The sequence below is a fragment of the Mucilaginibacter pineti genome, assembly GCF_900101875.1.
GTDB lineage: Bacteria > Bacteroidota > Bacteroidia > Sphingobacteriales > Sphingobacteriaceae > Mucilaginibacter > Mucilaginibacter pineti.
The window spans coordinates 135,648-148,316 of sequence record NZ_FNAI01000016.1 but is presented as its reverse complement, the minus strand read 5'-3'; the positions used below and the strand labels follow the sequence as shown (position 1 = coordinate 148,316).

At 41.0% G+C, this 12,669-nt stretch carries 8 protein-coding genes and 1 tRNA gene; 6 read left to right on the top strand and 3 right to left on the bottom strand.

Going from position 1 to position 12,669, the window contains the following annotated elements; all coding sequences use genetic code 11:
- Positions 1–873: 873 nt before the first annotated feature.
- A tRNA-Met gene (locus BLS59_RS26105) sits at positions 874–947 on the bottom strand.
- A gap of 163 nt (positions 948–1,110) precedes the next feature.
- Between BLS59_RS26105 and BLS59_RS26100 the strand changes: the two genes are divergently transcribed.
- The 3 genes from BLS59_RS26100 (at position 1,111) to BLS59_RS26090 (ending at position 4,354) form a co-directional block, all read left to right on the top strand.
- A complete protein-coding gene (locus BLS59_RS26100; protein ID WP_091154873.1) occupies positions 1,111–1,491 on the top strand; it encodes an START-like domain-containing protein in 381 nt (126 codons plus the stop codon).
- 110 nt (positions 1,492–1,601) lie between these two features.
- Positions 1,602–3,023: an LptF/LptG family permease gene (locus BLS59_RS26095; protein WP_091154870.1), complete on the top strand. Its 1,422-nt coding sequence runs from the start codon at positions 1,602–1,604 to the stop codon at positions 3,021–3,023.
- Between the two features lie 125 nt (positions 3,024–3,148).
- Entirely contained in the window at positions 3,149–4,354 is a 1,206-nt protein-coding gene (locus tag BLS59_RS26090; RefSeq protein ID WP_091154867.1) for a bifunctional 3,4-dihydroxy-2-butanone-4-phosphate synthase/GTP cyclohydrolase II, read from the top strand.
- A gap of 280 nt (positions 4,355–4,634) precedes the next feature.
- On the opposite strand, the gene BLS59_RS26085 is transcribed toward BLS59_RS26090, so the two are convergent.
- Positions 4,635–9,071, bottom strand: coding sequence for a translocation/assembly module TamB domain-containing protein (locus BLS59_RS26085; RefSeq protein ID WP_449406546.1), 4,437 nt, complete (start codon positions 9,069–9,071; stop codon positions 4,635–4,637).
- A gap of 171 nt (positions 9,072–9,242) precedes the next feature.
- Here BLS59_RS26085 and tsaD point away from each other — a divergent pair, with 171 nt between their 5' ends.
- The 3 genes from tsaD (at position 9,243) to BLS59_RS26075 (ending at position 10,979) form a co-directional block, all read left to right on the top strand.
- Positions 9,243–10,244, top strand: coding sequence for a tRNA (adenosine(37)-N6)-threonylcarbamoyltransferase complex transferase subunit TsaD (tsaD, locus tag BLS59_RS26080; protein ID WP_091154861.1), 1,002 nt, complete (start codon positions 9,243–9,245; stop codon positions 10,242–10,244).
- A 130-nt stretch (positions 10,245–10,374) separates the two neighbouring features.
- Positions 10,375–10,545 (top strand): hypothetical protein, encoded by a 171-nt coding sequence (locus BLS59_RS31845; RefSeq protein WP_162842778.1) that lies wholly within the window; start codon positions 10,375–10,377, stop codon positions 10,543–10,545.
- Between the two features lie 35 nt (positions 10,546–10,580).
- Positions 10,581–10,979 carry a contact-dependent growth inhibition system immunity protein gene (locus tag BLS59_RS26075; RefSeq protein ID WP_091154858.1) on the top strand — a complete coding sequence of 133 codons (399 nt, stop codon included), beginning with the start codon at positions 10,581–10,583 and terminating at the stop codon, positions 10,977–10,979.
- Positions 10,980–10,993: 14 nt separating this feature from the next.
- On the opposite strand, the gene BLS59_RS26070 is transcribed toward BLS59_RS26075, so the two are convergent.
- On the bottom strand, positions 10,994–12,625 hold the full coding sequence (locus BLS59_RS26070; protein ID WP_091154855.1) for an ABC transporter substrate-binding protein: 1,632 nt from the start codon (positions 12,623–12,625) through the stop codon (positions 10,994–10,996).
- Positions 12,626–12,669 lie beyond the last annotated feature (44 nt).

Below are 12,669 nucleotides of genomic sequence, written 5' to 3'. Positions count from 1 at the left end.
GTCAGTTTGCTCCGGAATGGGGTGGTCAGTTTGAACCCGGAACGGGTGGTCACTTTAAACCGGAATGGGGTGGTCAGTTTGAGCGGAATCTCCACAATACTTAAAGAATGTTATGAAATCAAAATGTGCTTAAAAATAGAGAAACGGTCTACTGCAATTAAGCAATTGAATATAGAACATTCCAGGTTTAATCGCGCTCGTGAACTTTTGTTAAGTCAAAACTTAAGCTTGAACGAGTTCGAAACTATCAAAACAGATTATATAACGAAACTACAAGCGCTACAGGAAATTGTGGATAATAACCCAGATTACGTAGAGAAATTCGGAGTATCTGTACATAATCAAGGGAGCTCAATATTGAGACTATATGATTTTTTTAAGATGGCAAACACAAAAGACCAGCGGAGATTAATAGGGCTAATTTCTCCGGCAAATCTCACTTTTAATGGAACCGATTTTGATATAAAGCAGTATGGATTGGCTATGAAACTTATTTACCATTCATAATTAGTGGTCTAAACAATATAATGATACAATTCAAATTAAAGATATAAAAGGAAAAGAACCTTTAAGTAGAAATGTCGCACTATGTAAATAACCCTAACTAAGATACTGACTTGCTTTTTTGAATTATAATAGCATTTATAATCGCTAAAAAAGTTCGAACTTGTAACTGTCTGGTTTGTAGTAAGTTGTTTTGGTTTTGAACTTGCTTGGGTAACCGGAGCAGGATCGAACAACTAAGAAGTTGATTATCAGTTTTTTACTTGAATACCCATTGAATCAATAAGCCTTGTTAGAAAATGAAAAAGCCTTGTAAGTTATTGATTCTCAATAGAGAAGTTCGAACTTCAAGGCTTTTTATCTGAAAAGTAGCGGGGAGCAGGATCGAACTGCCGACCTTAGGGTTATGAATCCTACGCTCTAACCATCTGAGCTACCCCGCCGTTTTTATTTATTATTACTCTTTTAGTATGGTTATTAAAAGAGCGGCCATGCTTTAAAACCGTGGCCTTTCCTAAAAAGGTTTGCAAATATAGCAGAAATTCGTTTTCTTTAGAAAAAATGTTAACATTTACGGCTTAACCCCGTTTTCAAGTATAAACCCCAATGTCCGAAAAAAAGAAATTTACCATTGAGTACGAGATAAAATCATCTCCAAGAATACTGTATACCTTTTTAAATGAGCCTAATGGCTTAGCTCAGTGGTTTGCCGATGATGTAAGCATTAGGGATCAGATTTATACTTTTACCTGGGATGATGAACCGCAAAAAGCCAAGCTTGTTACCGTAAAAGAAAACAAACTGGTACGTTTTAAGTGGGTTGACGATGAGCCGCAGACCTATTTTGAGATGGAAATTCTGCAGGACGAGCTTACCAATGATGTTGCACTAAGCATCACCGATTTTGCAACCGAAGATCTTATTGCCGAGCGCAGGCTCATTTGGGATAACCAGATTGAGTATCTCATAAGTGTATTAGGCGCCTAAGGGAATTTAATTTTAGCTAATTTTGTATTGTGGAACTGTATTTTTGCGTTAATGAAAATTAACGGACCAAAAATCAAAGTTCCGTACCCTTTAATGTACAAACTGCGCTGATGAAGAAGATCCATCTTTTACTGCTTAAATCATTTATAAGGCCTTTTGCAGTTACGCTGTTCATCGTAATGTTTGTGCTGTTGATGTTGTTTTTGTTTAAATACATTGACGATCTTATTGGCAAAGGCTTTGCCTGGTACACCATTCTTGAGCTGATGATGTACAACTCGGCCACCAACGTGGCTATGGCACTGCCGCTTTCGGTACTGCTCTCCACCATCATGACGTACGGCGCCCTTGGCGAAAATTATGAGCTGGTGGCTATTAAGGCGGCCGGTATTTCCCTGCGCAGGGCTATGTACCCTATGATCGTTATCGTATCTGTACTGGCTACTGCCGCTTTCTTTTTCTCAGATTATATGTTGCCGGTGGCCAACCTTAAATACTTTTCACTGCTATATGATGCCCGTAAACAAAAATCGGCCGATTTACTGCCCGAGAAGATCTTCAGTACCAATTTTCCTAACTATGTTATCCGTGTAAACCGTAAAGACCCGGATGGGCAAAGGCTTTATGATATCGTTATTTACGAAAAAAACCCTGCGGGGAATAATACTACCGTAACCTGGGCAAAAGAAGGCATTATGTACCGCACCATGGGCGATAAAATGCTGGTCTTAAAACTTAAAAACGGCGTAAGGTACGAGGAGCCTCCTGCCGATAATGCGTCCTATAACCTGCAGCAGCGTTTAATGCGTTTCCGGTTTGCTGAGCGCGAGCAACGGTTTGATCTTTCGAGCTTTAAACTTGCCCGTACCGATGAAAATGAATTTAAGCAGGCATCGCAAATGATGAACTTAAAGCAGCTTAAGTTTTTTGTTGATTCATCGCAAAAGCAGGTAGATTCTAATGTGGCGTTGAACTTTAGGCTTATTTCGCCTTATATCAAATATTTTTCGCTTCCGGCAAAACCAAAATTCAAAAAATTTATTGCTGCAGATAAGGATGTACTAAAAAGTATGACGCCTACAAATCAACTGATGGCGTTGTCAAATGCTTCGTCCGAAGTTCGTTCAGTTAAAGATATATTGAAAAACCGTTCAGAAAGATATGAAGCCGATGCGATGACCATTCGCAGGTATGCGTCTGAAGTGCAAAAAAAATATACTCTTTCTGCTGCTTGTATAGCCCTGTTTTTGATTGGCGCGCCGCTCGGGGCCATCATCCGCAAGGGAGGCTTAGGCTTGCCGGTGGTAATATCGGTTGTCTTTTTCCTCATCTATTACATCATCTCCACCATTGGCGAAAAGTCTGTAAGGGCAGGCAACGTATCTACCTTTTTTGGCATGTGGGTGGCCATCATCGTGCTAACGCCCATTGGCTTGTTCCTTTCGTACAAGGCCGCTACAGATTCGGCTTTGTTTGATATGGAAGCATACAAACGAGTGTTCAATAAAATTTTTAAACGCAAAGAGGCATAGCAAGATTTTCCCATCCAGCTATTTTACACAGTGCCGACCAGAATCAGTTTTATATATTTTAAATTTGGGTGAAAATTTATACTGCATGGCACCCTTTAACAGGTGTCATCCGTAATACCTATACAATGTTAAATACGATACAAGAAGCAATTGACGATATAAAAGCCGGTAAAATGATCATCGTAGTTGATGATGAAGACCGCGAAAATGAAGGCGATTTTTTAACTGCCGCCCGTAATGCAACGCCCGAAGCGATCAACTTTATGGTACGTTATGGTCGTGGTTTGGTTTGCGCGCCTATTACAAAAGATAGGGCCCGCGAGCTTAATCTTGAGCCGATGGTGAGCCATAATACCACATCGCATGAAACTAATTTTACGGTTTCTGTTGATTTGTTGGGTCATGGCTGTACAACCGGAATCTCGGCCACCGACAGGTCAAAAACCACTTTGGCTTTGATAGACCCCGCAACCCGTCCCGAAGATTTAGGAAGACCAGGGCATATTTTCCCGCTTATAGCAAAAGATGGCGGCGTACTGCGCAGAACCGGCCATACCGAGGCCGCTATTGACCTTGCTGTATTGGCCGGGTTTGAACCTGCAGGCGTAATATGCGAAATCATGAAAGAGGATGGTGATATGGCCCGTCTGCCCGATTTGCTGGTGATGGCTAAGGAGTTTGATCTTAAAATAATATCTATAAAAGACCTTATAACTTACCGGTTGGATACCGAATCGCTGGTTAAAAAAGAGGTGTCAGTGAAAATGCCAACCGAATGGGGCGATTTTGAAATGGTGGCTTATACCCAGGTAGACACCGGCGAGAATCACCTTGCCCTTGTGAAAGGTACTTGGGAGCCCGGTGAGCCAATTTTGGTAAGGGTGCATAGTTCATGCGTTACCGGTGATATATTTGGCTCATGTCGCTGCGATTGTGGCCCACAGCTGCATAAGGCCATGGAGATGATAAGTAAAGAAGGTAAAGGTGTTGTGGTTTACATGAACCAGGAGGGCCGGGGTATTGGTCTTATCAACAAACTTAAAGCTTACCACCTACAGGAAAACGGTTACGATACTGTTGAAGCAAACGTAAAACTTGGCTTTAAAATGGATCAGCGCGACTATGGTATCGGCGCGCAGATATTGCGTAGCCTGGGCATTTCAAAAATGCGGTTGATGAGCAACAATCCTAAAAAACGCGCAGGCCTTATTGGTTACGGCTTAGAAGTGGTAGAGAACGTACCCATCGAAATTGCATCAAACCCACATAACGAAGTATACCTGCGCACCAAAAGAGATAAAATGGATCATGCCATTATGCGCGATCATTAAGTCTTTTTGATGTGCAAGTGTGCAGATTCCAGATGTGCAGATGAACTTTGGATGTTCAGATTATAGATTTCAAATGTGCAGATAAACCTCGGATGTGCAGATTTCAAATTCCAGATTTGCAGATAAAAAAGGAGATAATGATTGATTTTCGGATCAATTTTCATCTCCTTTTTTTATGAAATAATGGTAATCTTTTAATCCCAAAAATCCTCGTTCAGACAAAATCATCTGCACATCTGGAATTTGAAATCTGCACATCTAACATCTGCACATCTAAACCCTAATCCTCATCATCGTTTTTAATTGCGGGCGTATTATTAGGTGTTGATGTTGCCGGCAGTGGCGTTACCGGGGTAGTAGTTTTACGGGCTTTCCTGAATAAACTGCGGATGAACTCACCGAAGGTGTCAAAATCGCGCTGGTAAACCAAACCCAAACCATTAACGTACTGGTAATCCAGTTGATTGCTTAGGGTGTTGAGCGTGGTATTGTTTAAAAGCCGGTAAGAGTATCTTGCGGTTAAGTTACCATCTTTCCTTATCTGGTACAGTGCTTCAAAATCCTTGGTAAGTGCGTTAAACTTTTGGTTGAACAAGCTGGTGTTGTTGTTAAATAAGTCGTTTGAGCCGGTGTTGGTGAACAAACTTCCGTTAAAAGATAACCTGCTGTTAAAAAACCTTAGCGATGCGCTGGCCTCATTAAACGACCTGATGTTTAAATCGAAGTTTTTAATGTTCGATTGAGATATCAGGCTGTTGAGTTTGTTAAAAGCAAATTCGCTTACCGCCTCGCCGGCTACGCCAACCACCTGGTTGGTTAAGTTATTGTTGTTGTTTGATGAAAAGCTTCGGCGTACAATAATACTGATGGCCTGCTGGCTGCGGTTATTGTTATCGGCCAGGTACGTAGCCAAATCATCCTTCACCGATGGATCGGTAGGGAAGTTAAAGTCGAAATCGATATTTGGTTGCAATAGCGATTTGGTAAGAATCAGTTGCGCCTGTACCAGCGTTTGTTGTGCCGATGTTGGCGTTTGTAAGCCCGCCGCTGTATAAAGCGGGGCCTTGCTGGTACGCACCTCATAAAGCGCTTTAAGGTTTATTTCGGCATTGGCGGGGTTGCCCGTCCAGCGGATGGTACCTCCCTGGCTCACCGTAAAGTTTTTGCTGATAAAGTTTTTAGCCGTAAACTCAAACTTACCCGTAGTTATCAAAAAGTCGCCAAACATTTCAAAATCGCCAAGGCTGTTGATGTTAAGTTTTAAATTGTTTGCCACGCCGCTTCCTTCCAGCTGGCCATAGTCGGTAGCAATTTTCACCACAGTTTTTTCATCGGCCGTAAGGTCAAAATTCAGGGTAACACCGTTAAATGCACGTGTTTTATCAACCACTTTTGCTGTATCACTATGGCTTACAAATTTTATAAAGTCATACTCGCTCGCTGTCGATGAAGTATTTAAAGGGATATTGAATACGGTACCTGCTTCCGTATTGGCTTTAATATCAATTTTCATGTTATCAACAGGGCCTTTAAAGCTAAACTTGCCTGTACCGTAAGCTGTGCCATAGTAAATATGGTTGTTCTTAAACGTGGTGTTAAGTGCAAGCAGGTTTCTTGCATCCAGCACAACCTGTATATTCGGGTTAGATGGATTGTTAAGATCTACTGTACCATTGGTTGTGCCCGTGCCGCCATGGCTATCCTTCAGTATCATGTTGTCAATTTTAACAACGCTGTTATCAACATTTAGCTTACTGTTAACGGTATAAGGTGTTTGCAAGTAGTTTACGGTAACACCGGTGTTCACAAGGGTAATATCACCGTTAAGCTGCGGTTTTGAGGGCTTACCCGTAAGTTTTAAGTTAGTAGAAATATTGCCCTTGATGTTGGATACCAGGTCTTTTATAAATGGTTCAAAAATAATGGCCTCGGTTTGGTTCATTTTAACATCAAAGTCAAGATTATCCTCGGTAAAAGCATAAATGCCCGCAATGTTCATGGTTTCCAGTCCGCGGTTTACGATGTTCAGTTTCATATCGGCCTGCTTACGGTCGTTACCCAGGGTTGATACTATTTTTACATCGCCCACCAACGTTTTATTCATTGTAAGCGAATCTATCCCCAGGTTGGCGCTTACGCCTGGTGATTTGGTGATCCCCGTCATTTTAACATCGCCATTTAAATAACCCTTTAAATATATGCCCGATGTTTTGGTAAGTTGGTTAAGCGTACGCATGTTAAATTTCTCAAACGAAAGTTTAAGCTCATCGGCCGGGTTATCGGATATAAAACCGTTTATACGCACTTTTTGTGCTCCGTTTGATAGCTCAAAGCCAGATACCTGGGTTTTACCATCCAGCAGGCGAATGCGTACCTGGTCCTGGATCTTCCATTTTTCTTTTTCAAGGATCACATCAGAAGGCAGCAGTTTTAACTTGGCGGTGGTATCGCGCCCAAACTCCACCAATCCGTACAAATCCAGCTGGTTAACCGCGTTCTTGTCAGATAGTTTAACGTTAAAATTCAGGCTATCATGTTTCAGGAAATTGGTTATGTTAATGTCCTTTATAAACAAACTGTCGGTAAGGTCAACCCGGCTTAACGATAAGTTGAGGCCCAACAGATTGTCTGATGTGGTTTCATCAATAATAAAATCATGGAAAATGATCTTTCCAAATTTTATAGTTTTTATGTAGCCGGATAGGGTAGCCGTTTTATCAGTAGAGTTAAACTGCCCTGTAAACGTACCGCGATCGGGTATTTTTAGCTTAGGCATAAATATAGCCGTAAGCGGATCGAGGTTTTTAAGTGTAAGGTTAAAATCAAACTGCTCAGGCTTCGGTTGTACAATAGTGGTTTTTATAGATGGGATATACTTTTTAACAATAGTTTTAAAGTATGATGGCAGCGTAGCCAGATCAAAGGTACCCTTGATATTGGCATCAGCAAAATCCGACTTTAAAGCGATTTCCCGGCTGTTACCTTCGCCGCTTGATGAAAGATAAAGCGAATCTACCAGGTAATTATTACGTGGATCAACAACCCTTGCAGGCGAGAGCAGTATGTTGCCCTGTATATTTGCCAGGCTATTGCCCGAGAAAGCGGTTTTTAACTGCGTGCTTATGGTTATGGTATCTTTTATTAGTTTAAGCTTATTAAGCCTTGCATCCTGAATGGTGGCAGCAAGGTTATACACTGGCAGGGTTGGGGCTAGATTTACCGAGCCCCTTAAATCGAGCTTGATATTTTTGTCATTAATGGTGATGTGCCCGTTGGCCAGTTTCTTGATAAAGGTACCGTTAACAGTAAGTTTATTATAAGTGTAACCCTTAAAATCGATGTAGTTAATGCGGGCATTTACTTTTTCGGTAAGGTTTTTAAGCGCATCGCCGCTGCCTTTTATGTCTGACGTAAAGGTGGTGCGTCCAAGCGTGCTTTCATCAAGCAGGGAGCCCAAATTAAAGTTAAAGGCATCCAATTTGCCGCTGTAACTCGGGATTCCTTTTTTATCTATCTTCAGGTTTATATCCGAGTCAAAGCGACCTAATCCTGTTTTAAATACCCCATAAGCCACAAAATCATTCTGTAAGCCGGTAAACCTCCCGCTAAAATTAATATTGCCGAATTTGCCTATTATGTCTGGTACCTTTTGTGTTGGCTTGCCCGAGAAATGACTAATGAGGTAATCCAGGTCTTTTTTGTTAGATGCCACCTGATCAAATTTCAGCTCGAGGAAGGTATTGTCCCAATCCGGTAATCCACGTAAATTAAAATCACCTTTAATGTAAGTAGCCTGTCCGCCGGTTATAGTTACGCCTTTGGCTTTAAGGTTATTTACCATCCCCTTAACCCGGCCTTCAACACCCAGGTCAAAACTTACTTTTTCCAGTCCGCTGGTAAAATAAGCAATGTCTGAAGATGATATGCGCGACGATTTAAAATCGGCATCCATAGTAACCTTATTCTCAAAATCGTCGAAATCGTTGAACGATTTAAAACGCATTTTAAAATAATCTTTTAAATCGGAATGGTTGGTTTTAATGGTAAGCTTTTTGAGCAACACCATATTGGTATCAATGGTAGCATTTGAACTAAAGTTTTTTACGTAAAAACCGCTTTTTTCCTTTAAGGTAAGGTTTTGGATGTTTCCTTTAAACAGGTGGTTTTTAATGTCCATCCCGGTAACTACTGTACTAAAATGGCTTACATCAATGTCGTTAAAGTTTACTTTATTTTCAACGGTGTCAATCAATTGGTTTTTATACCTGAAATGAAAATTGTTAATAGCTATCCGGTCGAAATTAAGCGTCCAGGGTTTGCTGGTGCTTTTGGAGGTATCGCCCGAGTTAAAATAATCTAATATGAATTTAAGGTTGGTGGTGCTGTCCTTTTGCTTTTTGAGGTAAAAGGAGCCGTTATCCAATTCAATCTGCTCAAAATTCAGCACCTTTTGTTTGATGCTGCTAAATATGGTGAAGTCTTTAATATCTACCGCCAGCTTTGGTACATTAAGCAGGGTATCCTGTTTTTTATCGAGCACGTAAAGGCCCTCAATCACTACAGATGTGAATGGCCTTATGTACAAGGCTTTTATAGCCACTGTAGTGTGCAACTCGTCCGACAAATATTTGGTTGCTTTTTTTGCAACCCATGTTTGTACAGGTTTAAATTGAAACACCAATAAAAGTATGCTTAGTGTCAATAAAATGAACAACACTATGCTTAACGCTATATTGAGTACTTTTTTAATAACTTTGTGTTTAATTAAAAATTCAAAAGTAAAAATTCAAAAAAGCCATAAAGGTTTTACTTTATGAATTTATTTATAACATTTAAAAAGTTAGGGTCAGTTTTTGACTTTTAACTTTTGATTTTTGACTTGTAAAACGTGCCTGTAATTTTAGGAATTGAATCTTCATGTGATGAAACCTCAGCATCTGTTTGTGTTGATGGCCAGATATTGAGCAATGTTATTGCAAATCAAACCATTCACGAAGCATATGGAGGCGTTGTCCCTGAGCTTGCCTCAAGGGTTCATCAGCAAAATATTGTTCCTGCCGTTCAACAAGCACTATTGAACGCAAAAGTAAACAAAAATGATATTGATGCAGTAGCTTTTACGCGCGGGCCCGGCCTTTTAGGCTCTTTATTAGTTGGGGTATCGTTCGCTAAGGCTTTTGCGCTGGCCCAAAAGCTGCCGCTTATTGATATTAACCACATGCAGGCGCATATTCTGGCGCATTTTATTGGCGATCATAAACCTGTATTTCCGTTTTTGTGCCTTACCGTATCTGGCGGGCATACGCAAATTGTGCTGGTGAAGGATTATTTTGATATGGAGGTTATTGGCCAAACCATTGATGATGCCGCCGGCGAGGCAATGGATAAAACCAGTAAAATTTTGGGTCTTCCGTATCCCGGCGGACCGCTCATTGATAAATACGCGCGCCTGGGTAATGCCGATGCTTACAAGTTTCCCGAGCCGCAAATTCCCGGCCTTGACTTTAGCTTTAGCGGCCTGAAAACATCTATCCTGTATTTCATCCGCGATAACGTAGCTAAGAACCCCGATTTTATAAGCGAAAATTTACCCGATATTTGTGCATCTGTAGAAAAACGGATAGTTACCATACTGCTAAATAAACTGCAAAAAGCCGCCGAAGCAAACGGTATAAAGCAAATTGCATTGGCAGGCGGTGTATCGGCCAATACGGGTTTACGCTTAGGCTTGCAGGCTCTTTGTATGGAAAAAGGCTGGGAAAGCTTTATCCCTAAAATGGAGTATTGTACAGATAACGCCGCGATGATTGCCATTGCCGGTCATTATAAATATTTAAACGGAGATTTTGCCGGACAGGAAATTGCACCGCTGGCGAGGATGATATTTTAATTAGGGAATGGTTGAGTTTGTGATTTAGTGAGTAAGAAAAGACAGCTATTATTAACTTTGCAATTCAAAAACATTCATAACTATTAAATAATCGCTAATTCACAAACTCAGTAATTCACTAATTAAAAAGATGAACATTCCATCATTAATATTCTGGGCGGTATTTGTACTGCCACTGGTTGTTTTTTTAGTTTGGCTTATGCGCCAGGATAAGAAAAAAGGCGTAACCGGCCTTATTGTATTAGCCGTAACCGTTGTTGGTGGCATTATTTACATGTACGTTAAAACCGGCGGTAAGTAAGGTTTTTCTTTGATTGATTGTAAAGAGCATCAAGCGTGAAACCCGAAAACAACTGGAAATATAAATCTCTTTTTAATTTAGAGAAAACATATCCAGATACTTTGGATGAGCCGCCCACTCGCTTAGTGAAGCGTTGCCGAGAGTTGATAAAAATTTCACTTGTTGAATACACCATTGAAGATTTAAGGCTAATGGTGGGGCAGCGATTTGGTTTGAATTACCTTGTTCCACTGACTATTGAAAAACTTCAAGACAATTTATTTGTAGAAGGGGAGTTGTACGAAGGTGATCTGCTGGCTGCGGTATTAGCAATTGATATTAACTTTTGGAAACAAAATCCCGATCTGCATAAACAGATAGATCTCCTTATTGCCGACGGCGGAGATAAGCTGGCCGAAATGGATATCTCCTCAGAAAAATTCTACAGTCTCTGATCTCGTAATTTCTTTTACTGTGTTTTAACAACCCGTTTAAGCACCAGTAAATTTTGTCCGTTTAAGCTAAAGCCCGAGATATTGTTCTGGTAAATGTTCACCAGCTTATCGTAATATAGCACCACAACCGGCGATTGTTCCATTACCAGGTTATCCATTCGGCGATACAGTGCGTAGCGTTCGGTATCATTTTTTACCTGGTAGGTTTGCTCAAACAATGCATCAAACTGTTTATTGTTGAAGCCGGTGTAATTTGGCCCGTAAGGTATTTTGTTTTTTGAGTAAAAAACCGACAGGTAGTTTTCACCATCGGGGTAATCGGCTATCCATTGGCCGTAAAAAAAGTTGATGCCGTTTTTTGATACCAGCTCACGTAAACTGGCACCCTGGGTAATTTCCACACTGGTTTTAATTCCAATTCTGTCCAGTTGCCCCTGTACATATTCAATGAGGCTACGATAGCCAACTGTAGTTGCCAGTGAAATTTCCGGCAAATGTTTGCCATCCGGAAATCCGGCCTCGGCCAGCAAGCGGCGGGCTTTGTCTGGATCATAAGTATATCCTTTTACATCTTTTCCAAAGCCAGGCATACCCTCGGGAATAAAGCCCGCGTAACCCGGTGTTCCCATGCTGTTGCGCAGGTATTTGATCATTTTTTGCCTGTCGATAGCGTAGTTTATGGCCTGCCTTACCTTCAAAATCTTAAGCGGAGATTTTTTTACGATGGATAGGTTACTATCTACCAATATACCCAGGTACATGGTATTGAGGTAGGGTGCAGTGTTTAAAATAAACCGGCCTTTATACTTTTGCGTTACTTTACCTGCTTTGGTGAGTATATCATCGCGATAGCTGCCGTCAATGTCATTCAGGAAGTCGATCTTTTTTCTTACAAATTCTAAAAAGGAGGTTTGTTTATCGGCAATAAAAGTGGCTTTAACAGCATCAAGGTAGGGGAGATGTTGTCCCTTGTTATCAGCCTCCCAATATTTTTCATTTTTGAGCAGCACCAGCACTTCACCTTCCTTCCAGTATTTAAACCTGAATGGACCGGTGCCAATTGGATGGCTCCTGAAATCCTTGCCGTAAAACTCAACAACTTCCCTGGGAACTACCGAGCAATATTGCGCGGTAAGCATACTTAAAAAAGGGGCAAAGGGCTGTTTTAATTTGATAACAAAGGTGCTATCGTTTGGGGCTTGAAAGGCCGACTTATCCTGTACTTTATCGCTAAAGATCCATGAACCCGAGGAAGCAACTTTGGGATCAATTAAACGCCCGAAACTATAGGCAAAATCTGCAGCTGTGGCTTTGCGGCCGATCCCATTCCTGAAATGTGGATCGTTATGAAAATAAACATCATTGCGTAGGTGGAATGTATACAGCAAGCCATCGGAAGATACCTCCCAGCTTTTGGCTATGCAGGGTGTAACTTTCAGGCTGTCGTTTATTTGTACCAGACCGTTGAAGATCTGGTTATCCATCCAAATAGTATAGTGGTTGCGGCAAAACGCCGGATCAAGTGAAGTGAGTCCCTCTTCGAGATTAATATTAAACACTGTTTTATGTGAATCGGCGCTATCGGATTTGCAAGCCAAAAGCTGGCTAATCAACCCGAATAACACCAATACAACCAGTTTTTTCATCCAATAGCTAAGGTATTAATTAGTGAGTTAGCGAATTGGTGGTT